Annotated in this window: 21 protein-coding genes and 1 pseudogene; 11 read left to right on the top strand and 11 right to left on the bottom strand. The window is 68.7% G+C overall.

Annotation, left to right across the window (positions count from 1 at the left end; genetic code table 11):
* Positions 1-425 precede the first annotated feature (425 nt).
* From M5C98_RS20460 to M5C98_RS20445, 4 genes are all read right to left on the bottom strand, one after another.
* Positions 426-842: an organic hydroperoxide resistance protein gene (locus M5C98_RS20460; RefSeq protein ID WP_272549265.1), complete on the bottom strand. Its 417-nt coding sequence runs from the start codon at positions 840-842 to the stop codon at positions 426-428.
* 111 nt (positions 843-953) lie between these two features.
* Positions 954-1,433, bottom strand: coding sequence for a MarR family winged helix-turn-helix transcriptional regulator (locus M5C98_RS20455; protein ID WP_272549264.1), 480 nt, complete (start codon positions 1,431-1,433; stop codon positions 954-956).
* Between the two features lie 277 nt (positions 1,434-1,710).
* Positions 1,711-2,559 (bottom strand): 3-hydroxybutyryl-CoA dehydrogenase, encoded by an 849-nt coding sequence (locus tag M5C98_RS20450; protein ID WP_272549263.1) that lies wholly within the window; start codon positions 2,557-2,559, stop codon positions 1,711-1,713.
* Positions 2,556-2,717: a hypothetical protein gene (locus M5C98_RS20445; protein WP_272549262.1), complete on the bottom strand. Its 162-nt coding sequence runs from the start codon at positions 2,715-2,717 to the stop codon at positions 2,556-2,558. The genes M5C98_RS20450 and M5C98_RS20445 overlap by 4 nt, the downstream gene beginning before the upstream one ends.
* Before the next feature lie 576 nt (positions 2,718-3,293).
* Between M5C98_RS20445 and M5C98_RS20440 the strand changes: the two genes are divergently transcribed.
* Positions 3,294-4,100: a hypothetical protein gene (locus tag M5C98_RS20440; protein WP_272549261.1), complete on the top strand. Its 807-nt coding sequence runs from the start codon at positions 3,294-3,296 to the stop codon at positions 4,098-4,100.
* A gap of 71 nt (positions 4,101-4,171) precedes the next feature.
* Here M5C98_RS20440 and M5C98_RS20435 read toward each other — a convergent pair whose 3' ends face one another.
* The 6 genes and pseudogenes from M5C98_RS20435 to M5C98_RS24830 all read right to left on the bottom strand — a co-directional run.
* Positions 4,172-5,020, bottom strand: coding sequence for an ABC transporter permease (locus tag M5C98_RS20435; RefSeq protein ID WP_272549260.1), 849 nt, complete (start codon positions 5,018-5,020; stop codon positions 4,172-4,174).
* Between the two features lie 42 nt (positions 5,021-5,062).
* Positions 5,063-5,854: an anti-sigma factor gene (locus tag M5C98_RS20430; protein ID WP_272549259.1), complete on the bottom strand. Its 792-nt coding sequence runs from the start codon at positions 5,852-5,854 to the stop codon at positions 5,063-5,065.
* Positions 5,851-6,510, bottom strand: coding sequence for a sigma-70 family RNA polymerase sigma factor (locus tag M5C98_RS20425; RefSeq protein ID WP_272549258.1), 660 nt, complete (start codon positions 6,508-6,510; stop codon positions 5,851-5,853). Before M5C98_RS20425 ends, M5C98_RS20430 begins: the two co-directional genes overlap by 4 nt.
* 47 nt (positions 6,511-6,557) lie before the next feature.
* A complete protein-coding gene (locus tag M5C98_RS20420; RefSeq protein WP_272549257.1) occupies positions 6,558-7,127 on the bottom strand; it encodes a DUF3455 domain-containing protein in 570 nt (189 codons plus the stop codon).
* 147 nt (positions 7,128-7,274) lie between these two features.
* Positions 7,275-7,781 carry an ATP-binding cassette domain-containing protein gene (locus M5C98_RS24835; RefSeq protein ID WP_442867299.1) on the bottom strand — a complete coding sequence of 169 codons (507 nt, stop codon included), beginning with the start codon at positions 7,779-7,781 and terminating at the stop codon, positions 7,275-7,277.
* A pseudogene (locus M5C98_RS24830) lies at positions 7,767-8,147 on the bottom strand (ATP-binding cassette domain-containing protein); the annotation flags it as partial. The pseudogene M5C98_RS24830 and the gene M5C98_RS24835, both read right to left, overlap by 15 nt.
* Before the next feature lie 156 nt (positions 8,148-8,303).
* Between M5C98_RS24830 and purT the strand changes: the two are divergent.
* The 7 genes from purT to M5C98_RS20380 all read left to right on the top strand — a co-directional run bounded on the left by purT (position 8,304) and on the right by M5C98_RS20380 (position 15,851).
* Positions 8,304-9,506 (top strand): formate-dependent phosphoribosylglycinamide formyltransferase, encoded by a 1,203-nt coding sequence (gene purT, locus M5C98_RS20410; RefSeq protein WP_272549255.1) that lies wholly within the window; start codon positions 8,304-8,306, stop codon positions 9,504-9,506.
* Between the two features lie 339 nt (positions 9,507-9,845).
* A complete protein-coding gene (locus M5C98_RS20405) occupies positions 9,846-11,084 on the top strand; it encodes a SpoIIE family protein phosphatase (RefSeq protein ID WP_272549254.1) in 1,239 nt (412 codons plus the stop codon).
* A gap of 14 nt (positions 11,085-11,098) precedes the next feature.
* A complete protein-coding gene (locus M5C98_RS20400) occupies positions 11,099-11,671 on the top strand; it encodes a SiaB family protein kinase (protein ID WP_272549253.1) in 573 nt (190 codons plus the stop codon).
* Between the two features lie 33 nt (positions 11,672-11,704).
* The gene (locus M5C98_RS20395; RefSeq protein ID WP_272549252.1) at positions 11,705-12,094 is read left to right on the top strand and encodes a DUF1987 domain-containing protein; all 390 of its coding nucleotides are present in this window, start codon (positions 11,705-11,707) and stop codon (positions 12,092-12,094) included.
* 5 nt (positions 12,095-12,099) lie between these two features.
* Positions 12,100-12,846, top strand: coding sequence for a GGDEF domain-containing protein (locus M5C98_RS20390; protein ID WP_272549251.1), 747 nt, complete (start codon positions 12,100-12,102; stop codon positions 12,844-12,846).
* Positions 12,843-15,083, top strand: coding sequence for an EAL domain-containing protein (locus M5C98_RS20385; RefSeq protein ID WP_442867203.1), 2,241 nt, complete (start codon positions 12,843-12,845; stop codon positions 15,081-15,083). The genes M5C98_RS20390 and M5C98_RS20385 overlap by 4 nt, the downstream gene beginning before the upstream one ends.
* Positions 15,084-15,383: 300 nt before the next feature.
* On the top strand, positions 15,384-15,851 hold the full coding sequence (locus M5C98_RS20380) for a hypothetical protein (RefSeq protein WP_272549250.1): 468 nt from the start codon (positions 15,384-15,386) through the stop codon (positions 15,849-15,851).
* 70 nt (positions 15,852-15,921) lie between these two features.
* On the opposite strand, the gene M5C98_RS20375 is transcribed toward M5C98_RS20380, so the two are convergent.
* Positions 15,922-16,914 (bottom strand): LacI family DNA-binding transcriptional regulator, encoded by a 993-nt coding sequence (locus M5C98_RS20375; RefSeq protein WP_272549249.1) that lies wholly within the window; start codon positions 16,912-16,914, stop codon positions 15,922-15,924.
* Between the two features lie 259 nt (positions 16,915-17,173).
* Between M5C98_RS20375 and ptsP the strand changes: the two genes are divergently transcribed.
* From ptsP to M5C98_RS20360, 3 genes are all read left to right on the top strand, one after another.
* On the top strand, positions 17,174-19,729 hold the full coding sequence (ptsP, locus tag M5C98_RS20370) for a phosphoenolpyruvate--protein phosphotransferase (protein ID WP_272549248.1): 2,556 nt from the start codon (positions 17,174-17,176) through the stop codon (positions 19,727-19,729).
* Positions 19,730-19,823: 94 nt separating this feature from the next.
* Positions 19,824-20,837, top strand: a complete 1,014-nt coding sequence (locus M5C98_RS20365) for a 1-phosphofructokinase family hexose kinase (RefSeq protein WP_272549247.1) — start codon at positions 19,824-19,826, stop codon at positions 20,835-20,837.
* Between the two features lie 45 nt (positions 20,838-20,882).
* The gene (locus M5C98_RS20360; protein WP_272549246.1) at positions 20,883-22,691 is read left to right on the top strand and encodes a PTS fructose-like transporter subunit IIB; all 1,809 of its coding nucleotides are present in this window, start codon (positions 20,883-20,885) and stop codon (positions 22,689-22,691) included.
* Positions 22,692-22,735 lie beyond the last annotated feature (44 nt).

Below are 22,735 nucleotides of genomic sequence, written 5' to 3'. Positions count from 1 at the left end.
GGCGGACGCGGCGGGTGCACGGGGCGGTTTCAAGGGGCCGGCAGGGGCGAGGCGGCCCACGATGATGGCTCCGAATGGTGCCATGGGCGCCGGTGGGTGCGCTGGAAGCGCAAAAAAGGTGCAATCGCCGCCGGATGCCTGCTGCGCCTTCCATCCCCGCTCCCGGGCGCAGAATTTAGTTTGCTATCTTTTGTGTAGCAATCGAGGCAATGAAATTCTCGGCATGGCGCATGAAAGACCAAAAACCAGAAGGCCCGGCCAGGGGCGGCGCGGGAGGGTCGCGCAGTCTGCGCGCCGGCACGGTGCGGGCCGCGAACGCATGGGGACCGCAGTGAAGCGCCCTGCGCGCAATGGTCTGCGGCACCACGAAAAAAGCCCCCCGGCCGCGTTTGAATGCGGCCGGGGGGCTTCGAGGGCGGTGCCGATCAGGCCAGCGTGATCGTCACGTCGATGTTGCCGCGCGTGGCGTTGGAGTAGGGGCACACCTGGTGGGCAGCGTCCACCAGTTGCTGCGCCTGGGCGCGGTCCAGGCCGGGCAGGCTGACCTTCAGGCGGGCGGCGATGCCGTAGGCGTTGGGGATCTTGCCCAGATCGACTTCGGCGTCCACGGCCACGTCCTGCGGCACGGCGATCTTCAATTGGCCGCCCACGGCCTTCAAGGCGCCGATGAAGCAGGCGGAATAGCCGGCGGCGAAGAGCTGCTCGGGGTTCGTGCCCGTGCCGCTGGTGCCGGGGGCGGAGAGCTGCACGTCCAGGCGGCCGTCATCGGTGCGCGAGGCGCCGTCGCGGCCGCCGGTGGTGTGGGCGCGGGCGGTGTAGAGGACTTGGTCGAGCGATGGCATGGTGATTTCCTTTGCAGTGAATGCCCGCAATGCGGGGGTGGAGGGAACGGAAACAAAACGAAAGAGAAAGAAGAAAGAACCTTCAGGGGGCGAGGCGGCATGCGCCGCCTGCTAATCCGGCCCCGGCGCCAGCCGGCCGCGCAACTGCTGCAGTTGCCGGGTCAGCGCGGTGAGTTCGGGCAAGGTGCATTGGCTGCTTTCCAGCACGCAGGCGGGAATGGCCTCGGCGCGGTCGCGCAGGGCCCGGCCGGCGGGGGTGAGCGTGGTGCGCACGCGGCGCTCGTCCTTCGCATCGCGCAGCCGCGACACCAGGCCCGAGGCCTCCAGGCGCTTGAGCAGCGGGGTGAGCGTGCCGGAATCGAGGAACAGCCGCTCGCCCAGTTCGGAGACGGTAATGCCGTCGCGCTCCCACAGGGACAGCATCACCAGGTATTGCGGGTAGGTCAGGCCGATGGACTCCAGCAGCGGCTTGTAGAGCTTGGTCATCGCCAGCGACGCCGAATAGAGCGCGAAGCACACCTGGTTGTCCAGCTGCAGCACGGCGGGGCTGGGCGTGGAGACCGGGGTGGCGAGGGCGTCGGGGCGGGGCATGGGCTGGATTGTGTCGATCAATTCAATTGTGTGCAATTGAATTGATCGCGACCCTGCCGACGACGGGGGTTTCCAGCGCGGCGTGCCGGTGGCCGCGCCGATGGGGGTATTCGCGCGGCGGCGCGAGAGGGCTGGCGCCTGGGCCGTGCCGCTTGTGGGATATCGGTAAAAATAGCCGCCACCGCAATAAGCACTAGGGCACTATGCTATAAAAAATATAGCAAATGACCCCCATTCCATTGGAGGGCCACGGGGCCGCGCGTGCCCCGGATACGGGTCAATACGCGTACACGCCGTGCCCGGTCTTGCGGCCCAGGCGGCCGGCGGCCACCATCTCCTTGAGCAGCGGGCAGGGGCGGTATTTGCTGTCGCCGAACTCGGTCAGGTACACGTTCATCACCGCCAGGCACACGTCCAGGCCAATCATGTCCGCCAGCGCCAGCGGCCCGATGGGCTGGTTGCAGCCGAGCTTCATGCCTGCATCGATGTCCTCGGGCGTGGCCAGGCCCTCGGCCAGCACGAAGAACGCCTCGTTGATCATCGGCACCAGGATGCGGTTGACCACGAAGCCGGGCGCGTTCTTCACGGTGATGGGACTCTTGCCCAGCGCCTCGGACAGGGCCTTCACCGTGTCATGCGTGGCATCGCTGGTCTGCAGGCCGCGGATGATCTCCACCAGCGCCATCATCGGCACCGGGTTGAAGAAATGCATGCCGATGAAGCGGTCGGGCCGCGACGTGGCGGCGGCCAGTTGCGTGATGGAGATCGACGAGGTGTTGGAGGCGATGATGACCTGCGGCGCCACGAGGGCGTCGATCTGTTTCAGGATCTTCACCTTGAGTTCGTGGTTCTCGGTGGCCGCCTCGATCACGATCTGCGCGGCCTTCAGGTCGTCGTAGTTCGTCGAGGTGCGGATGCGCGCGAGGGCGGCGTCCTTGTCGGCGGCGGTGATCTTTTCTTTCTTGATGAGCCGGTCCAGGCTGCCGGCCACGGTGGCCAGGCCCTTTTGCACGGCGGCCTCCGAGATGTCCACCATCACCGCGTGGATGCCGGACACCGCGCAGGCCTGCGCGATGCCGTTGCCCATGGTGCCTGCGCCGATGATGCCGACGGTCGTGATCGTCATATAAAGAGCCCTTCCAGCCAAATAGCCAAATCAAAAAAACAGATGGTTCCGCGAATCGGCGTGATCGTATCGGCAATCGCGGGCGGCGCATTGTTGCTGCCGTTGCTGTAGGCATTCGGCAAGTGCTGCGCAATACCGCACTCCCTAGGCATGGACATGTGCTCTGTGCGCGCACTGCGTCTGAACGATGAGGTGATCTGTCGGGCAGGCGCGCGACAACCTTGTCGCCGCGTTCCTCCCTGGGTTTGGAATGCACAACGATAGATTGTTCGCCCGGTAAACCAATGGTTCGTGAAGTCTGGGTTTTGCCAAATCGAAGCGGCAAAAATGCAACGACTGGCTTGGCGCGGGATCAGATAAACACGGCTGTCAACCTATTCGGGCACTCTATGAAGTCATCCATTGTTAGTCGAGAAACCCCGGTTCGTGGTGCGAAGGAAACGGTGGCGGCACCGTCGACGCGACCGACCTCGACTTCCCGACCATCTGCAACGACTGCCGATGATTCTTCGCCTCTGAACAGACGCTCGCCTCTCCGGGGTGACGGGGCACTGCGGCCCAGGGTGAGATCGCCATCCTATCAACGCAGTCCGCAACATGTTTCCAACGAAGAGAAATCAGGATTCCATCGGGCTTCGTCGCCATCGTCTCGGCCGCCTTTTGCGCCCACCTCGCGCAGTTCCGCAACCCACACCGCTCTTGAATCACCGGCAACCTTTGGACGACTCGGCAACATGAAGAATGTGGTCGGCGTGATTGATCACAGTGCGGGCGAAAAACCGGACCCACGCTTGGGCCCTCATTTCCGCCTGTCGCTCGCTGAGCCCATGGTTCAATGCGCCGATGGCATCGTTCGCCGGTTCCCTGCTGGAGTGCGCAGTGAACACATTGCCTCGGGCGAGATTCACGATGTTCCGTCCCATCGGGTCACTCATCACATCGCGGGAATCGAGGTTTCTGCAGACTTCAAACAGGCTGCCTTCATGGTCGAGGGCTTTCCGGTAAGCCCTGCCAAGATGGGAGCGTTCACTGTTTATCCCATGCCAGGAGGGCGATTCATGGTCCCTCAACCGGGCGCTAATGATTGCGCGAGTGCTTGTGAGTTGATGATGCTCCTCGATAACGGGGTTGCATCGATCGGTGGCAATGCGCCTCCACTACCTATGACGGGAGTACGTCGGAACGATCACGAAATCATGGCGACGCTCCAAGAGAAAACGGGCCGTACTCCTGTCAAAGTCAAACACGAGATCAATTACAAAACAGGCCTGTTCGGGGGAACACACGCCAGCAGGAAAGAGACTTGGCGGGATTTATCCCAAAAAATAGATGAACTGGGATCCTGCATTCTGACCAAGAACGGACACGATGTGATGCTCGACAAAGTGCGGGAAGACAATGGAAAGTTCTTCTTGACGATCAGGGATCCCTACCATGGCACATGCATGGAATTTGAAGACTCCGCTGAATTCTTTCCAAGTCTGACGGGTTCGAAAAAAGCGGTCGTTGTAGAAGCCATTTTTCTGGGAAAGGCGTCATAGCAAGAGCGCGCGTTGCGAGGCACTGAAAAACCGCTGCCGGGGCTTTCAGGTTGCCCGGCCGTCGCTCGCTGTCAGGCCTGAAACCGCTTGCGCGTGAGCGCCAGCGCCGTCCAGAACGCCACCGCTGTGGTCACCACCAGCACCAGGCCGTGCCGCAACGGGTGGGCGGGCCACTGGTCCATGAACAGCGGGCGCACCAGCTCCACCGCATTGGCCAGCGGCAGCCAGTCGGACACGTGGCGCACCACGGCGGGCAGCTGCTCGCGCGGGAAGAACACGCCCGACAGGAACATCATCGGCGTGAGCACCAGCGTGAAGTAGTAGGTGAAGAAGTCGTAGCCCTTGGCCAGCGCGTTGAAGATCAGCGCGATGCTGGAGAACATCACCCCCACGAACAGCAGCACCGGCCAGGCCACGAGCAGCTTGGGGCTGTGGCTGATCTTCAGCGCCAGCATCACGCCCAGGATGGCGGTGACGGTGAACACGGCCTTGAAGGCGGCCCACAGCATCTCGGCCAGCACCACGTTGTCCAGGCTGACCGGCGCGTTCATGATCCCGTCCCAGGTCTTTTGCACGTGCATGCGCGAGAACGCCGAATACAGCGCCTCGAAGCTGGCCGCGTTCATGGCGCTCATGCAGATGGAACCGCTGGCCAGGAACAGGATGTAGGGCACCTGCGTGCCCCCCACGTTCACCTGGCCCACCAGCGCGCCCATGCCGTACCCGAAGGCGACCAGCCACATCAGCGGCTCGGCGATGTTGCCCACCAGGCTGGGAATGGCCAGCTTGCGCCATACCAGCAGGTTGCGCAGGAAGACGGGCCACCAGCGGGCGGACAGCTCGGGCGCGCGCCAGATCGACGGGGTGGCCGGGCGAACCGGCGTGGCGGGGGCGGGACTGGGGCGGGGGGCGGTGGACATGGCGCTATTGTGCGGCGGCCGCGCGACGGGCCGCGGCCGGACTCACAGCACCTTCACCGCCCGGCCGATGTACTGGATCGGCCCGGTGGGCTTGCCGATGGGCGAGCCGCTCGGGGGCTCCAGCGTCAACTCGAACAACTGGTTGGGCTGCAGCGGCGGCAGCTTCTCCAGCGCCAGCTGCAATGACTGTCCGGGCTGGACCAGCCCCAGCGAGACCGGGCCGCTCCAGCTGTCGGCCTTGGTCCAGAACTCCAGCGCGCGGCCCACGGGCACTTCGGCCACGCCCAGCGGAATGAGCTGGAGCGCGCTGGGCGAACTCGCCTGCACGACCCAGCCGGGCGCCTTGTCCTGCGGCGCCACCAGCACCACCATGAATTGCGGGGTCGCGGCCTGCGGCGCCACGCGGGTGACCAGCACCGCGGCCAGCACGGCGGCCATGGCAAAGCCCGAGCCCGCGAGCCCGCGCCACAGGCCCAGGTGGTTCCACCAGCTGCGCGATGGCCGGGCCGGCGCCGGCCGGGGTGCTGGCGAAGCGGAGGGTGAATGGGAATATGAATGGGCGGCGGGCGCGCCGGCCTGTGCGCCGTCGGCGGCCTGCAGCGAGGCATCGATGCGTGTCCACAGCTGCGCCGGCGGTGCGATCGGCTCGGCCAGCCCGGTCAGCGGCAGCAGCCGGGCTTCCCAGTCGGCCACGGCGCGCTGCAGGGCCGGGTCCGATGCCAGGCGCTGCGCCACGCGGGCGCGGGCGGCGGCGGACAAGGTGCCCAGCACGTATTCGCCGGCCAGCAGGTTCAGGTCTTCGGGCATGCCGGAATGGGGGGTAGGGGCGGTCATGCCATGCACTCCCGCAGCGAGGTCAGGCTGCGCCGTATCCACGCCTTCACGGTGCCCAGCGGCGCGCCCAGGCGTTCGGCGATCTCGCCGTGCGAGCAGCCATCCACATAGGCGTGCAGCACGCAGTTGCGGCGTGCCGGGTCCAGGCCCTCCAGGCAGTGCTGCAGGCGGCCCAGGCTGGCGTTGAGCTCGAACGCTTCCGCGATCTCGCGGTGGGCCTGCACCGACTGCTCGGCCTCCAGGGCCTGCACGGTGTCGTCGTCCACATCGAGATGGCGGCCCGCATCGCGCACGGCGTTCAGGGCCAGGTTGCGCACCACGCTGTAGATCCAGCCGCGGGCGCTGCCCCGGCTGGCGTCGAAGCTGCCGGCGCGCGTCCAGATGTTCACGCAGGCGTCGTGCACGATGTCCTCGGCCAGCGCGCGCTGCCGCACGATGCGCCAGGCCACGCCCAGCAGGCGCGGCCCCTCGTGCTCGTACAGGCGGCGCATGGCCTGCCGGTCGCCCGCGGCGCAGCGGGCCAGGGTGGCTTCGTAGTCGAAGTCGTCGTCAGCGGCGGCAGGCGTGGAAGGCAAGGGGCGGGGGCTCCAGCGGTCGAAGGCCGGGCGCTGGCGTCGATCGGCCGCCCGGAACGTGGGCCGCATGGTAGCCGACATGGCCGTGCTCCAAAGGCTTTCGACCCTGAAAGACCCGCCCCGGGCCGTCAGGCGGCCTTCCAGAAGATGTAGTCGGCCTGGTACTTCACGGTCTGGCGGTCGCCCTTGTTGGTGGCGGTGCAGGCCGCGGCCGGGGCGACGCCGCCCTTGAGCGCCACGCGCTGGATGAAGGTCACGCCGGTCAGCGCGCCCGAGCCCATGGCCGGGTTGGCCTTCACGAGCTGGTAGGGCAGGTTGCCGGTGCCGGCCGGGGCCACGGCCAGCTGCGTGGCGGTGACCTTGGAGCCGTCCTGAGCCTCCCAGGTGGCGGGCGGGCCGTAATACGTGCCCACCTGCTTGCCGCTGCGGTCGTTCAGCACGGCCTTCGGTCCCACGAACACCCATTCGGTCTGGCCGGGCATGTTGGCCTTGTCGCGGCATTCGTAGGTGATGTCGCCCATGCCCACGGTTTCCCAGGCCACCTTGTTGCCGGCCGGCACCTTGATCGATTCGGGCAGGCTGTCCTGCGAGAACTTCGGGCCCGATGCCGACATGGAGCCGCAGGCCGCGAGCAGGGCCGCGGCGGCGATGGCGCCGGTCAGGGGGATGAGGCGAGAGAGCGTTGGCTGGATGGTCATGGCGGTTCCCTTGTCTTCGGTTGGGTTGAAAAAACAGCAGCAATGTCCGCTGCTGTAGGTACTACCCACGGGAACGCCGTTTGGATGCAGGCCGCGCGAAATATTTTTTCGAAAGCCGCGCGGGCCCCATTTTTCCAGGCGGCCGGTTCAGCCGTCTTCGCGGATCTGCCGGCCGGTGAGCTTGAGGAACAGGTCTTCCAGATTGGCCGGCCGGTGCAAGGTGCGCAGGTGCCCATGCGTGCCCAGGGCCGCCAGCAGCGGCCGGGCGTCGTGCGTGTAGAAGAAGACCGTCTCGCCGCTCACCTCCACGCGGGCGGCCAGCGGGCGCAGGGCGGCGTCTTCGGCCAGCGCCACCGCGCCCACGCCGAACAGTTCCACCACATCGGGCTCCAGGTGCTCGGCGATCAGTTCGCGCGGGCGGCCTTCGGCGATCTTGCGGCCGTGGTCCAGCACCAGCAGGCGCGAGCACAGGCGCTCGGCCTCGTCCATGAAGTGCGTGGTCAGCAGGATCGACTTGCCCTGCTGCACCAGTAATTGCAGGCGCTCCCACATCAGGTGGCGGGCCTGCGGGTCCAGGCCGGTGGTGGGCTCGTCCAGCAGCAGCAGGCGCGGGTCGTTCACCAGGGCGCGGGCCAGCGACAGGCGCCGCTTCATCCCGCCCGACAGCTCGCCCGGCTTGGCCCCGGCCTTGTGCGTGAGCGACGCGAACTCCAGCAGGCGTGGCACGCGCTCCTGCATCAGGGGTCCCTTGAGCCCGAAGTAGCGGCCGAAGATGTGCAGGTTCTCGGCGCAGGTGAAGTCCGGGTCCAGCGTGTCGAACTGCGTCACCACGCCCAACTGCGCCTTGATGGCCAGTGCGTCCTGCGGCATGGCCAGCGGCGCGCCGGCCCCTTCGGGGTAGAAATGCACGCTGCCGCCGTCGGGCGCGGTCAGGCCCAGGCACATGCGGATGGTGGTGGTCTTGCCGGCGCCGTTGGGGCCGATGACGCCCAGGCATTCGCCGGGCGCGATGGAGAAAGAGACATCGTCGACCACCGTGGCATCGCCGTAGCGCTTGTGCAGGTGATCGATCTGGAGAAGGGGGGGGTGCGCCATGGGCGTCTATTATTGTTCGCCGCCCTCCGGGGCCGCGGCCCCGCTTTCCTACCCCCTTCCATTTTCAATTCTTCACCTGCTATGACCACTCTCGGCACCCCCCTTTCGCCCACGGCCACCAAAGTCATGCTGCTCGGCTCGGGCGAGCTGGGCAAGGAAGTCCTGATCGCCCTGCAGCGCCTGGGCGTGGAAACCATCGCCGTGGACCGCTACGAGAACGCGCCAGGCCAGCAGGTGGCCCACCATGCGCGCACCATCACCATGAGCGATCCGGCCCAGCTCAAGGCGCTGATCGAGACCGAGCGGCCCCACCTCGTGGTGCCCGAGATCGAGGCCATCGCTACGCCCATGCTCGAAGAGCTGGAGGCCGCCGGCACCGTGCGCGTGATCCCCACTGCGCGCGCCGCGCGCCTGACCATGGACCGCGAAGGCATCCGCCGCCTCGCTGCCGAAACGCTGGGCCTGCCCACCAGCCCCTACCAATTCTGCGATTCGCTTGAAGAGCTGCAGGCGGCCATTGACGGCGGCATCGGCTACCCCTGCATCGTCAAGCCCGTGATGAGCAGCTCCGGCAAGGGCCAGAGCAAGATCGACGGCCCGGCCGACGTGCAAAAGGCCTGGGACTACGCCATGGCCGGCGGCCGCGTGAGCCATGGCCGCGTCATCGTCGAAGGCTTCATCGACTTCGACTACGAGATCACCCTGCTCACCGTGCGCGCGCTCGGCGAGGCCGGCCAGCCCGAGACGCACTTTTGCGAACCCATCGGCCACATCCAGGTCAGCGGCGACTACGTGGAAAGCTGGCAACCCCAGCCCATGCGCCCCGCGGCCCTGGAGCGCGCCCGCGAGATCGCCAAGGCCGTGACCGACGACCTCGGCGGCCAGGGCCTGTTCGGGGTGGAGCTGTTCGTCAAGGGCGATGCCGTGTGGTTCAGCGAGGTGAGCCCCCGTCCGCACGACACGGGCCTGGTCACGCTGACGACGCAGGTGCAGAGCGAGTTCGAGCTGCACGCCCGCGCCATCCTGGGCCTGCCCGTCAACACCGCCCTGCGCAGCCCGGGCGCCAGCGCCGTGATCTACGGCGGCATGGACGCGCAAGGCATCGCCTTCGACGGCGTGGACGAGGCCCTGCGCGTGCCGAACACCGACCTGCGCCTGTTCGGCAAGCCCGAGAGTTTCGTGAAGCGGCGCATGGGCGTGGCGCTGGCGTTCGATGCGGATGTCGAGGTGGCGCGGGAGCGGGCCAAGCTGGCGGCCAGCAAGGTCAGGCCACGCAAAGCGTAAGCATCGGCATTCACACCACCGATCCGACCGCGGTGGCGGGGCGCTGTCGTCGGGGGCCGAATCGAAACGGCAGGCATGCGCTCGATCCCAGGAGTCGCGCAGCGTGCCGGCCCCTGCGGAGCTTGGCCTCCTTGCTTGGCGCCGCCATGGCGCTCGCCCCTTCATCGCAACGGAATGGGAAAGCACCCGTTCCTGGCGCATCCCCCTCCTTCTGAAGCCGCCCCTTCAATGGCCCGCAGGCTCGACTGCCTCTGCGCAGCGCCATACCGTCACCATCCTGTCATCGCGGAGAAATATGAAATGAATAACATTTGCTAACAAACAGCCCCCTTGGCCTCCATGTCCGCAAATTCCGAGTACCTGAGCAGCTTTCGGCCCCGTTTCCGTCAGCCCAGTGCGGCGGACCTGTGCAACATGGTGCCCTGCATGACGACCGACCAGACCAACGAACAGGTCATGGAGGTGTTCGGCCAGCACCGCGACCTCGTCAGCCTGCCCGTCGTGGAGGGCCAGCAGCCCATCGGGCTGATCAACCGGAACATCTTCCTCTCCCAGATGAGCAAGCCGTTTCGCATGGAACTCTACGGCCGCAAGAGCTGCATCGCGTTCATGGACAAGGAGCCGCTGATCGTCGATGCCGCGCTGGACATCGAGGCGCTGACGTTCAAGACGGTGGAATGCGGCGAAAAGGCCCTGTCCGATGGCTTCATCATCACCCACGAGGGGGCCTTCATCGGCGTGGGCAACGGGCTGCAGCTGATGCGTGTGGTGGCCGACATGCAGGCCTCGCGCAACCGCCAGGTCATGCACAGCATCGAATACGCGAGCGTGATCCAGCAGTCCACGCTGCGCAGCTCGCTCGAGGCGCTGGCACGCGTGTGCCCCGGCGCGCACCTGGTCTGGGAGCCGCGCGACGTGGTCGGGGGCGACTTCTACCAGTTCAGCACCGAGCCTGACGGCTGGTTCGCCACCGTCGCCGACTGCACGGGCCATGGCGTGCCGGGCGCCTTCATGACCCTGATCGCCTCCACCAGCCTCAACCAGGCGATCAAGCAGCACGGCGCCCGCGATCCCGCGCAGCTGCTGGGCAGCGTGAACCGCAGCATCAAGCAGATGCTGGGGCAGCAGGATGCGCAGGAAGGCACGGAGCGCTCCAACGACGGCATGGATGCCGCCTGCTTCTGGTTCGAGCCGGCGCAGGGGCGCCTGGTCTTCGCGGGGGCCCGGCTGTCGCTGTTCCTGGTGCGGCCCGGCGCCGACGCGGTCGAGATCATCGAAGGACAGCGCAAAGGCGTGGGCTACGTGGACAGCGACTTCGATTTCGCCTGGAACAACCAGGAACTGATCCTGCCCCCCGGCACGCTGCTTTTCGTCAGCACCGACGGCCTGATCGACCAGGTGGGTGGCCCGCGCGCGATCGCGCTGGGAAAACGCCGCGTGCGGGAGCTGCTTTTCGAGCAGCGGGAGCGCACGCCCGCGGAGATCAACCGGGCCGTGCTCGATGCGCTGGAGCAGTGGCAGGGCCAGGGCGATCACCACCGCCGCGACGACCTCACCTTTTTTTGCTTTCGCACCTGAGACGGAAATCCGCCATGTCCTCGTTCATGAACGCTGAAAACCCCGGTTCCTTCTTCAACCTGGCCAGGCAGCACCGCGTCATCTTCTACTACGTGGGCTACTTCTCGCAGAACATCATCGCGGCCATGGCCGATGCGGTGAAACTGCAACTGGAGGTCGCCGACGTGGCGGGACCGACGCGGCGCAAGCTGTTCTCGTCCTTCGTGGAGATGGCACAAAACATCATCCATTACTCCGCCGATACGCTCACGCCCCCCAGCCATGACAACGGCGAACTGCGCCACGGCTCGGTGTGCATCCGCCGCGAAGCCGACGGCAGCTTCCTGCTGCTGTGCGCCAACCCGGTGGAGCCGCGCATCGCCGACGAACTGCGCGAAAAGCTGGCCGCGCTGCGCAGCATGACGCTGGAAGAGATCAAGCAGGCCTACCGCCAGACCCTGCGCGAGGAGACCCCCGAGGGCAGCAAGGGTGCAGGCATGGGGTTCCTCACCATGGCCCGCGACGCCCGAGAGCCGCTGGAATTTGGCTTCGACGCGACGCAAGGACCCGACCAGGCACCGGTGTTCTATCTGAAAGCGGCGATCTGACGCGCCAAGCCCGCAAACGAATCGAGATCACAGATGGACAACCTCTATATTGCAGCGACCCCCAGTTCACCGGAGGTGGACTTCAAGTTCGACGCCCATGCGCTGAGCTTGCGCGGCGAGTCCTATCCCGAGAATGCCGCGGCGTTCTATGGCGACGTTCTCACGCGGCTCCGGGCCTATCTGGCCGAGCAGGTGGACACCAAAATCGAGGTGAGCATCGCGCTCGCCTACTTCAACAGCTCGAGCACCAAGATGCTCTTCAACCTGATCGAGGCACTCAGCGATGCGGCCGGCGCGGGCAACGAGGTCGTGGTGCACTGGTACCACGATGAGGAAGACGACACCATCCTCGAATTCGGCCAGGAACTGAGCGAAGACTTTCCCGCCATCCATTTCTCGACCCATCCCGTCAGCGCGGCCTGATGCCCATGGATGCCGCGACCCCCCCGGACCTGTTCGAGGCCGAAAACCAGGCCCTGCTGGCCGCACGCAGCGCCTACCAGCGCCATGGCGGCCTGGAGGATGCCCCCTGCCGCCAGGCGCTGGGCGACCTGCTGGCCGCCTACGAGCGGCTGCTGCGGGAGACGCGTCGCCTGGTGCGCCGCAGCGACCGGGCGGAGCTGGAAATGAACCAGTTGAACCTGCGGCTGCAGGACCTGGCAGCCCAGCTGGAGTACCGAGCCAACCACGACCCGCTGACCGGCGTGCTCAACCGGGCGGCCATCATCGAGCGGGTCAACCAGCAGCTGCGAAGCGGCGGCCTCGCGCTGATCGTGCTGGACATCGACCATTTCAAGCGCATCAACGACAGTTTCGGCCACCCGATGGGCGACCGGGTGATCCTGGGCGTGGTCGCCTGTCTGCAGGCCGTCGTGCCCCCGAACGCGCAGGTCGGCCGGGTCGGCGGCGAGGAATTCACCGTGGTGCTGCCGGGGCAAGGCCACGATACGGCGATGCCGGTGGCCGAGGCCTTGCGCCAGGCCATCGAGTCCCACCGTTTCGACCTGCCTGATGGCAGCGGCATCACGGCCAGCTTCGGGCTGAGCTGCCTGGCGCAGGGCGGTACCTTCGACAACGCCTACGGTCTGGCAGACGAGGCCTTGTACGTCGCCAAGCGCGGCGGCCGCAATCGCGTGTCGCTCGCCCCGTGCAGCCGCCACCTGCCTGCCGCATGAACGCCGGGGTGGCGCCCGACTGTCCAGCGCCGGAAGTCGCCGCCGCGCGCGCAGTCAGCACCCGCGAACCGCAGGGCGAGCCCGACTGGCGCATCCTCGTCGTGGACAGCGACGCAGGCGTGCATGCGGCCATGCGTGCGGCGCTGCAGGGCCGCACGCTTTTCGGCCGCGCCCTGGTGCCGCGGCACGCTTTTTCGGGCGAAGAAGCGCGTGCGTTGCTGATGGGCGAGCCGAACGTGGCGATGGTGCTGCTCGACGTGGCTTCAGAGCCGGTGGGCGACACCGGCGCGGCGGCCGGCACCGCCCTGGCGCTGGTGGACTTCATCCGCCACACCGCCCGCCTGCCCAACGCGCGCATCGTGCTTCGCACGGACCAGCCCGGGCCGGCGACGGACCTGGACACCCTGCTGCAGTACGACATCAACGACTACCGCCCCAAGTCCGAACTGACGCACGACCGGCTGCTGGCCCTGGTCGTCACCTCCGTGCGGTCCTACCAGCGGCTGTGCGCCGCCGAGGCCAGCCGCCGCAGCCTGGAACTCATCGTGCGGTCCAGCGCGTCCTTGCTGGAGACCACCGATCCGCGGGCTTTCGCCTCGGGCGTCATCACCCAATTGGCGGCATTGCTGGGCGTCGCATGCCATGGGCTGGTGTGCGCGCAGCAGGGAGAGACTGCGGACCGGTTCCAGGTGCTGGCGGCCGCCGGCCGGTTCGCTGGCCTCGCCGACGGGCCGTTCGATGCCGTTTCCGCCCGGCCCGAGTGGAGCGTGCTGCGCCGCGTGCTGGAAAGCCGCTGCAACGTATACGCAGCCGATGGCGGCATGGCGCTGTACATCGGGCACCAGGGCCGGCAGGGCATGGCCGTCTTCATCGACGTGCCCGCTGCGCGCGGTGCGCTCGATACCCAGATGCTGGACGTCTTCTGCGCCAATCTGGGCACCCTGCTGCACAACCACGGCCTGCTCGCGCGGCTGCACGAATACGCCTATTACGACCCGCTGGTGCGCCTGCCCAACCGCGCGCATTTCGTCGAGAAGGTGGACGAATGCGTCCGCCTCGGCACGCGCGGCCACATCCTGGCGCTGCTCGACATCGACGATTTCAGCGCCACCAACGACGTCATGGGACACCGCTTCGGGGACTGCCTGCTGGAGCGGGTCGCCCGCGCGCTGTCCGCGGCACTTCCGCCGGGTGTGCTGCTGGCCCGCCTGGGGGCGGACACGTTCGGCGTGCTGGGGGCGGTGGCGCAGGTGTCGCTGCAGCGGCTGCTGGAATGCGTTCGGCAGCCCCTGGTGGTGAACGGCATCGCGCAAAAGGTGTCGCTCACCTGCGGCTATGTCTTTCTGCCCGAGGTGCCGCAGGCGGGCGTTGATCTCGTCAAGGACGCCACCATTGCGTTGAAGCGCGCCAAGCGCGACCACCGGGGGCAGCACCTGGAATATTCGGACCACATGGGGGCCGAGGCCCGCACCCGTGCGCTGCTGCTGTCCGATCTGAGAACCGCCATCGACAAGGCCAAGCTCTTTCTGGTCTATCAACCCCAGATCGACCTGGCGACCCGGAGCCTGGTGGGGCTGGAGGCCCTGGTGCGCTGGCGCATGGACGATGGACAGCTGATACCGCCCGACCAGTTCATCCCCGTGGCCGAGCATTCGGGACTCATCGTGGCGCTGGGCAAGTGGGTGCTGTCAACGGCTTGCGCCTGCATGCGTGAATTGCTGGATGCGGGCCATGCGCCCGGGCGCATGGCGGTCAACGTGTCGTCCGTGCAGTTGCAGGACCCCGCTTTTTTCGACACGGTCTGCGCGGCCTTGGCGGACAGCGGGCTGCAAGGGCCGCAGCTGGAGCTGGAGATCACGGAATCGGTGGCCGCGCTGCCCACCCAAATGTTGAACTCGACGCTGTCCAGCCTGCGCGCGCAAGGCATCTCCATCGCGATCGACGATTTCGGCACGGGATATTCCTCGCTGAGCTACCTGGAGCGGCTGCCCCTCGACCGCATCAAGATCGACCGCTCGTTCGTGCGCCACCTGGGCGAGCCGCATGGCGTCCGGATCGCGGAAATGGTGGCGCAACTGGGCCGCAAGCTGGGGCTGCAGGTGCTGGCCGAGGGCATCGAGGATGCCGCCGCGCTGCGCGCCCTGCTGGACATGGGTTGCCATGAGGGCCAGGGGTACCACATCGCCATGCCGATGGAAAAGGAGGCCCTCATGACCTGGTTGCAGCAACACGCGTGAACGCGGGGGCATCGCCCGGTAACCTGTCCACGCTTCGTTTCGTGCCGTCCCCGACTTGCGGTCTGGCGGCCTGCAAGCCGTGCCCGGTGACGATTTGCGGCATGCACCCACGGCAATTCGGGCCTGTCGCGATGGTTTTTGGCTAGCATGCCACTCCAGATAAAAAAGGGAGTCCGATTTGCTGCCAATCGAAAAGACGGGGTGCATGGTTCATCCGCGAGTCAAGCCCGCCATCCGCCCTGCGCTCGCGCGAGGCACCATGCAGGTCACCACTGGCATCGTCATTCATCCAACGGCGAAATGGTGAACCGCCTCATTTGGTCGGCGCTTCTGACGTTGCCGTTCTGTGCCAACGCCAGCGATTCCTTGCTCAAAGCCCAGGTGGAGTCACTGCCCATTCACGTGCAAAAGGTCGAAACCTGCGGCGCCTGGACCCAGGCGGACCGGGCGGGTTACTACCGCGTGGTCGTTGTCGATGTGCACGAAGGCGCGGGCAGCGAGATCTATGTGCAGTGGATCGCGCAGCCGACGCACGAGCGCAGGTCGGAGCTGGTCCGGACCCTGGCGTTTCCTGAACTCAACGACGACCACAGCCAATACGCCATTCAGGAGATGCGTTGCAAGAAGGTGGGCAGCGGGATAGAGATCGCGATCAAGGCGCAATACGAGCACGACACGGTGGACAAGACCCATGCCATTCGGGTCCTTGTCAAAGCAGCGGGGACCTACGCAATATCGGGTACGGCGCGCAGCGGCAAAAGGCGCTGAGCCTGGGCCGGTTGGCGCCGAGGCGTGCTCGCCGGGCGATGCCCTGCAAACCGTTTCGAGCGCAGCCGCGTCACCCCCGCCGCGTGGAGCCCCGCGCCAGCAGCGCCCCTTCCAGCACCACCCGCCGCACCGTCCGTTCGGGCTCGGCCAGCCGCTGCAGCAGCAACTCGGCCGCGGTGCGCCCGATGTCGTACGTGGGCTGCGCGATCACCGTCACGTCCAGGGCCGGCAGGGCCGTCCAGTCGTTGTTGTCGAAGCCGGCCAGGCCGATGTCGTTCGGCATCGACAGGCCCGCGGCCTGGATCGCGTGCACCGCGCCCAGTAGCAGCAGGCCGTTGGTGGCCAGCAAGGCGTCCGGGCGCGGCATGCCATTGGCCCCCGCCAGCAGCGCCGTGGCGGCGGCCATGCCGGCCTCGCGCGTGGGGGCGACCCAGTGCGGGTCGGGCGCGAGCCCGCGTTCGCGCAGTGCATCCGCATAGCCTGCGTGGCGCTCCTGGCCCGTGGTGCTGTGCGTGCCGGCCAGCACGGCGATGCGGCGGTAGCCGGCGTCCAGCAGGTGTTCGGTGGCGCGCCGGGCGGCGGCGCGGTTGTCCAGCACGACGCGGTCGGCGCGGGTGGTGTCGAGGGCGCGGTCCACGAGCACCATCGGAAACGGCCAGTCGGCGGGCCGCAGGCGCTTGAGTCCTTCCATGGTGGGCGAGAGGATCACGCCGCTGGCCTGCTCGTCGGCCATCAGTTCGAGGTAGGACTGCTCCTTGGCGGGGTCCTCGTCGGTGTTGCACAGGATGAGCCGCAGGCCGTGTCGGTAGGCCACGTCTTCCACCGCGCGGCCCACGTCGGTGAAGAACGGGCTGCGGATGTCCGAGACGATCAGGCCGACCAGCGACGCCCGCTGCTGGCGCAGGCGCCGGGCCGCCAGGTTGGGGCGGTAGGCAAGCGCGGCGATGGCCTGCTCGACGCGCTCGCGCAGGGGCGTGCGCACGGCGGCGGGGTTCGTCAATACGCGCGATACGGTGGTGGTGGAGACGCCTGCGCGTTCCGCGACGTCCTTGATGCTGGCCAAGCGGCTCTTCTCCTACAAAAGAAAACGCCGTTCTGGTATCGATTCCTGAAACGGCTTGATGAATGCGCTGACCCGCCGCGCTCGGCAGCGGATCGCCGTGCCGATTTTGCGCTGCCCCTGGTGGGTTGCCGTGACCTCATTTCATAGGGGATTTCCCGAGTTTCCATAGGGGCGGCCTGCCGTCCGGCCTTGTCCGGTCGGAAAAGCGGTTTCATAATCCTTCACTGAAATCGATACCAAAACAAGGAGACATCGCACCATGTCCACGATCCCGGTCGAGGTCCGCCTGGGCGCCGCGCCCCACAACCGAGAAGACGCCGTGCGCGCCGCTGGCGCCCTGCTGGCCCAGGCCGGCCATGCCCAGCCTGCCTACACCGACAGCCTGCTGCAGCGCGAGAAAGTCGCCAACACCTTCCTGGGCCAGGGCCTGGCCATTCCGCACGGCATGGTGGAAGACAAGCACCTCGTGCTGCGCACCGGCCTGGCCGTGCTGCAGGTGCCGGGCGGCGTGCGCTGGGGCGACGATGCCAAGCAGGCGCGCCTGGTGGTGGCCATTGCCGCCGCGTCGGACGAACACATCGCGGTGCTGCGCCGCCTGACCCGCCTGATGCGCGACGACGCCCTGATGGACCGCCTGGCGACCACGCGCGATGCCGGCGAGATCGTGCGGGCGCTCACGGGCGAGGAGTCCGCGGGCGCGGCCGAGGCCGCCGGTCTGGAGGACTTTCCGCTGGGCCACGAGCTGTCGCTCAACTACCCCAACGGGCTGCACGCGCGCCCGGCCGGGCAGTGGGCGCAGGCGGTCAAGCGCTTCACCGCGCGGGTGCACGTGCGCTGCGGCGATACGGTGGCCGATGCCAAGAACCTGGCCGCGCTGCTGAGCCTGGGCGCGGGCCGTGGCGCGCTGCTGCGCCTGTCGGCGCAAGGGCCCGATGCCCCGGCGGCGCTGGCCGCACTGCGCGACACCATCGTGCGGCTGGGCGACGAGGAAAGCCGCCAGGCCGAACTGTCCGCCGCCCGCCAGGCGCAGGCCCAGGGGCTGGGGCGCGAGCTGGGCGACTGGCAGCCCACGGCGCGCCAGACCTTCACCGGCATCGCGGCCAGCCCGGGCCTCGTGATCGGCACGCTGGTGCAGGCCGGCGCCGCGGCGCTGGAGGTGGACGACCGCTTCACGTCGGTGGCCGCCGAGGCCGCCGCGCTGGACCAGGCCCTGGCCGCCGCGCTGGCCCAGTTGCAGCAGCTCGCCGATGGCGCGCGCGCCGCGGGCAAGGCCGAGCAGGCGGGCATCTTCGCCGCCCACGCGGGCCTGCTGCAGGATGCCGACCTGCTGCTGGCCACCAGCCGCAGCGTGGTGCAGGGCCACGGCGTGGCCTGGGCCTGGCGCCGTGCGGTGGGCGAGCGGGTGGCCGCGCAGCGCGCGCTGGCCGATGCCACGCTGGCCGCGCGCGCGGCCGACGTGCAGGATGTGGGCGAGCGCGTGCTGCGCCACCTGCTGGGGCGTGGCAACGAGGCCGAAGGCGGCGCGGCCGCCGCGTGGCCGGCCGATGCCATCTTGCTGGCCGACGACCTGTCGCCCTCGGTCACCGCGCAGATCGACACGGCCAAGGTGCGGGGCTTTTGCACCGCGCGCGGCGGCCCGACCGCCCACACCGCCATCCTGGCGCGCGCCCTGGGGCTGCCCGCCGTCGTGGCGGCCGGCCCCGGCGTGCTGGGCGCCGATGCCGCGGCCGGCACGCCCGCCATCCTGGACGGCTACCGGGGCCGGCTCTACGTGGGCCCGAGCGAGACGGCGCTGATCGAGGCGCGCGAGCGCATGCAGCGCCTGGCCCGCCGCCAGGAAGAAGAGGCGCGCACCCGCCAGCTGCCCGCCACCACCACCGACGGCCACACGGTGGAGATCGCCGCCAATGCCAACCGCGCCGACCAGGCCACGCACGCGCTGGCGGCCGGAGCCGAGGGCGTGGGCCTGATGCGCACCGAATTTTTGTTCCTGGAGCGCGACGCGGTGCCCGACGAGGACGACCAGTACGCCGTCTATCGCGCCATGGTCGAGGCCCTGGACGGCCGCCCGCTGATCGTGCGCACGCTGGACATCGGCGGCGACAAGCAGGTGCCGCACCTGGACCTGCCGGTGGAGGACAACCCGTTTCTCGGCCTGCGCGGCGCCCGGCTGTGCCTGCGCCGCGACGACCTGCTGGTGCCGCAGCTGCGGGCGCTGTACCGCGCGGCGCGGCATGGTCCGCTGTCGGTCATGTTCCCGATGATCAGCACGGTGGAAGAGGTGCACCAGCTGCGCCAGCGCATGGAGGCGGTGCGCCGCGAGCTGGACGCGCCGCAAGTGCCCGTGGGCATCATGATCGAGGTGCCCTCGGCCGCGCTGATGGCCGACCGGCTGGCGGCGCACGTGGATTTCTTTTCCATCGGCACCAACGACCTCACGCAGTACGCGCTGGCGGTGGACCGGCAGCACCCCGAGCTGGCCGGCATGGCCGACAGCCTGCACCCCTCGGTGCTGCGGCTCATCGAACGCACCATTGCCGGCGCCCGGGCCCATGGGCGCTGGGTGGGCGTGTGCGGCGGGCTGGCGGGCGAGCCGCTGGGCGCGGCGCTGCTGGCCGGCCTGGGCGTGCAGGAGCTGAGCATGAGCAGCGGCGACATCGGCAGCGTCAAGGCGCTGCTGCGCCGCCATTCCCTGGCCGAACTGCAGGACCTCGCCCGCCGCGCGCTGGACGTGGACACCGCCGACGAGGTGCGCGCCCTGGGCGCCGCGCTGCGCCCGGCCGCCCCGGTGGCCGACGCAGGGGATGCACCATGAGATTTGCTATTAAAAATATAGCTGTATGCCCTAGTTTTGATTGTGCTGGGGCCGTTTTTGATGCGGCATGTGCCATGCCGGGAAAGGCCGCGCCATGACGCCCGAAGTTCTGGCCGGCGCGGCGGCGCCTGCCCGCGTGTTCACCATCACGCTCAACCCGGCCATCGACCAGACCGTGCGCATTCCCACCCTGGTGCCCGGCGCCGTGCACCGGGCGCTCGCGCAGCAGACCGAGGCCGGCGGCAAGGGCATCGGCGTGGCGGCGGTGCTGGCGGCCCTGGGCGTGCCGGTGACCGCCAGCGGCTGGCTGGGCGCCGAGAACGACGGCGTGTTCACCACCGCCTTCGCCGCCAGCGGCATTGCCGACGCCATGGTGCGGGTGGCGGGCAGCACCCGCACCAACATCAAGCTGGCCGATGCCGGACGGGGCGACTCGACTGACATCAACCTGCCGGGCCTGTCCCTGGCGCCCGAGGCGCTGGCGCAGGCCGAGGCCCAGTTGCTGGCCACGCTGCTGCAGCAGGTGCAGTACGGCGACTGGTGCGAGCTGGCCGGCAGCCTGCCGCCCGGCGCGGCGACGGGCGTGTGGGAGCGGCTGGCCCGCGCCCTCGCGGCCCAGGGCGCGCACATCGTGATCGACACGGGCGGCGACGTGCTGCGGCAACTGCTGCAGCGCCTGTCCGATCCGGCCGCGGGCCCGGCCGTGCCGGTGGCGCTCGTCAAGCCCAACCGGGCCGAACTGGAAGAACTGGCCGGTCGCGCGCTGCCCACGCTGGCGGAGGTGGCCGAGGCCGCATCCGACCTGTGCCAGCGCTACGGCGTGCGGCAGGCCGTCGTCTCGCTCGGTGGCGACGGCGCGGTGATCGCCACGCCCCAGGGCCGCTGGCATGCAAAGGCGCCGCGCGTGCCGGTGGCCACCACGGTGGGGGCGGGGGACGCGCTGGTGGCCGGCACGCTGGCCGCGCTGGCGCAGGGCGGCACTTTCCCGGGTGCGGCCGTGTTCGGCATGGCCTGCGCCGCGGCGCGCATCCAGCGCATCGCGCCCGGCCTGCCGCCGCGCCCCGAGGTGGATGCCATCGCCGCCGCCATCGCGCCGCAGCCGGTCTGACCGGCCCCGGCCCCCATAACGAGAACCCACACGGAGACCCATCCCATGGCCCACCTCATCGCCATCGCCGCCAGCCAGGCCGGCCCGGCGCACAGCTTCATGACCGGCGAGGCGCTGCGCGCCGCCGCCGAACGGCTCGGCCACCCCATCGCCCTGAGCGTGCGCAGCAGCCTGGGTGCCCAGGGCGGCTGGACGGACGAAGAACTCTCCAGCGCCGATGCCGTCATCATCGCGGCCGACATGGACGTGGACCGCAGCGGGTTGCCTGCCGAACGCCTGCACGAAACCACGCCGGGCGCCGTGCTGGCCGATGCGGCCGAAGTCGTGCGCGCCGCGCTGGCACGCTCGGGCGCAGGCGGCGCAAGCGATGGGGCAGTGGCGGCGCACGGCGTGCCGGCCCCGGCCGCCGCGGCGGTGCCGGCGGTGGCCATTGCCGACGCGGCGCGCCCCCTTCGCATCGTCGCCATCACCTCCTGCCCCACGGGCGTGGCCCACACCTTCATGGCGGCCGAGGCGCTGGAGCAGGGCGCGCAGGCGCTGGGCCACACCATCAAGGTCGAGACTCAGGGCTCGGTCGGCGCGCAGAACACCCTCACGGCCGACGAGATCGCCCGGGCCGACCTGGTCGTGATCGCCGCCGACACGCAGGTGGACCGCGCCCGCTTCGCCGGCAAGCGGCTGTATGCCACCGGCACCAAGGCCGCGATCCACGATGCGGCCGCGGTGTTCGCCCAGGCGGCGGCGCAGGCCACCGTGTGGGGCGACGCGCCCGCAGCGGGCACGGCCGCAACGCCGGGGGCGGCGCCTGCCGGCGCTGCCGCCCGCAGCACGGAGCGCACCGGCCCCTACAAGCACCTGATGACCGGCGTGTCGTTCATGCTGCCCTTCGTGGTCGCGGGCGGGCTGCTGATCGCGCTGGCCTTCGCGCTGGGCGGCATCTACGTGTACGACGACGCGCACCAGGGCACGCTCGGCTGGACACTGTTCCAGATCGGCGCCAAGGCGGGCTTCACGCTCATGCTGCCGGCGCTTGGCGGCTACATCGCGTTCTCCATCGCCGACCGGCCGGGCATCGCGCCGGGCATGATCGGCGGCCTGCTCGCGGGCACCGTGGGCGCAGGCTTCCTGGGCGCCATTGCCGCGGGCTTCATCGCGGGCTACGCGGTGCACTGGATGAACCGCGCCATCCGCCTGCCGCGCACGCTCGACGGGTTGAAGCCCGTGCTGCTGCTGCCGCTGCTGGGCACGCTGGTGGTCGGCGTGCTCATGATGATGGTCATCGGCAAGCCCATGGCCGGCGTGATGGCCGCGCTCACCGAATGGCTCAAGGGCCTGCAGACCGGCAGCGCCGTGCTGCTGGGCGTGATCCTCGGCGCGATGATGGCCTTCGACATGGGCGGGCCGGTCAACAAGGCGGCCTACGTGTTCTCCACCACGCTGATCGCCAGCGGCGTGGCCAATCCCATGGCCGCCACCATGGCCGCCGGCATGGTGCCGCCGCTGGGCATTGCGCTGGCGTGCTGGGTGTTCCGCAGCCGCTTCAGCGCCGAGGAGCGCGAGGCCTCCAAGGCCGTCGCCGTGCTGGGCCTGGCCTTCATCACCGAAGGCGCCATCCCGTTCGTCGCGCGCGACCCCCTGCGGGTGATCCCCGCCTGCATGGCCGGCGCGGCCGTGGCGGGCGGCCTGTCGATGATGTGGAACATCGGCCTGCAGGCGCCGCACGGCGGCGTGTTCGTGCTGGCCATTCCGAACGCGGTCAACCATGTGGTGCTGTACGCGCTGGCGATCGCCGCCGGCACGGGGGTGACGGCGCTGGCGCTGGGGGTGCTCAAGCGGCGGGTGGCTGCGGGCTAACGCACACCCAAAGAAGGCGCCGTGTGGACGGCGCCTTCTGGTGT

This window comes from Acidovorax sp. NCPPB 3576, from assembly GCF_028473605.1.
Lineage (GTDB): Bacteria > Pseudomonadota > Gammaproteobacteria > Burkholderiales > Burkholderiaceae_C > Paracidovorax.
This window is presented reverse-complemented; position numbering and strand designations above follow the sequence as displayed.

Bases quoted from the DNA above. Each gene is read 5' to 3' on its own strand.
- M5C98_RS20435 (WP_272549260.1), bottom strand. From the start codon at position 5,020: ATGTCCACCGCCCCCCGCCCCAGTCCCGCCCCCGCCACGCCGGTTCGC.
- M5C98_RS20390 (WP_272549251.1), top strand. From the start codon at position 12,100: ATGGATGCCGCGACCCCCCCGGACCTGTTCGAGGCCGAAAACCAGGCC.
- M5C98_RS20445 (WP_272549262.1), bottom strand. From the start codon at position 2,717: ATGTCCATGCCTAGGGAGTGCGGTATTGCGCAGCACTTGCCGAATGCC.
- M5C98_RS20365 (WP_272549247.1), top strand. From the start codon at position 19,824: ATGACGCCCGAAGTTCTGGCCGGCGCGGCGGCGCCTGCCCGCGTGTTC.
- M5C98_RS20380 (WP_272549250.1), top strand. From the start codon at position 15,384: ATGGTGAACCGCCTCATTTGGTCGGCGCTTCTGACGTTGCCGTTCTGT.
- M5C98_RS20440 (WP_272549261.1), top strand. From the start codon at position 3,294: ATGAAGAATGTGGTCGGCGTGATTGATCACAGTGCGGGCGAAAAACCG.
- M5C98_RS20430 (WP_272549259.1), bottom strand. From the start codon at position 5,854: ATGACCGCCCCTACCCCCCATTCCGGCATGCCCGAAGACCTGAACCTG.
- ptsP (WP_272549248.1), top strand. From the start codon at position 17,174: ATGTCCACGATCCCGGTCGAGGTCCGCCTGGGCGCCGCGCCCCACAAC.
- M5C98_RS20460 (WP_272549265.1), bottom strand. From the start codon at position 842: ATGCCATCGCTCGACCAAGTCCTCTACACCGCCCGCGCCCACACCACC.
- M5C98_RS20395 (WP_272549252.1), top strand. From the start codon at position 11,705: ATGGACAACCTCTATATTGCAGCGACCCCCAGTTCACCGGAGGTGGAC.
- M5C98_RS24835 (WP_442867299.1), bottom strand. From the start codon at position 7,781: ATGAAGCGGCGCCTGTCGCTGGCCCGCGCCCTGGTGAACGACCCGCGC.
- purT (WP_272549255.1), top strand. From the start codon at position 8,304: ATGACCACTCTCGGCACCCCCCTTTCGCCCACGGCCACCAAAGTCATG.
- M5C98_RS20400 (WP_272549253.1), top strand. From the start codon at position 11,099: ATGTCCTCGTTCATGAACGCTGAAAACCCCGGTTCCTTCTTCAACCTG.
- M5C98_RS20455 (WP_272549264.1), bottom strand. From the start codon at position 1,433: ATGCCCCGCCCCGACGCCCTCGCCACCCCGGTCTCCACGCCCAGCCCC.
- M5C98_RS20450 (WP_272549263.1), bottom strand. From the start codon at position 2,559: ATGACGATCACGACCGTCGGCATCATCGGCGCAGGCACCATGGGCAAC.
- M5C98_RS20385 (WP_442867203.1), top strand. From the start codon at position 12,843: ATGAACGCCGGGGTGGCGCCCGACTGTCCAGCGCCGGAAGTCGCCGCC.
- M5C98_RS20360 (WP_272549246.1), top strand. From the start codon at position 20,883: ATGGCCCACCTCATCGCCATCGCCGCCAGCCAGGCCGGCCCGGCGCAC.
- M5C98_RS20420 (WP_272549257.1), bottom strand. From the start codon at position 7,127: ATGACCATCCAGCCAACGCTCTCTCGCCTCATCCCCCTGACCGGCGCC.
- M5C98_RS20405 (WP_272549254.1), top strand. From the start codon at position 9,846: ATGTCCGCAAATTCCGAGTACCTGAGCAGCTTTCGGCCCCGTTTCCGT.
- M5C98_RS20425 (WP_272549258.1), bottom strand. From the start codon at position 6,510: ATGTCGGCTACCATGCGGCCCACGTTCCGGGCGGCCGATCGACGCCAG.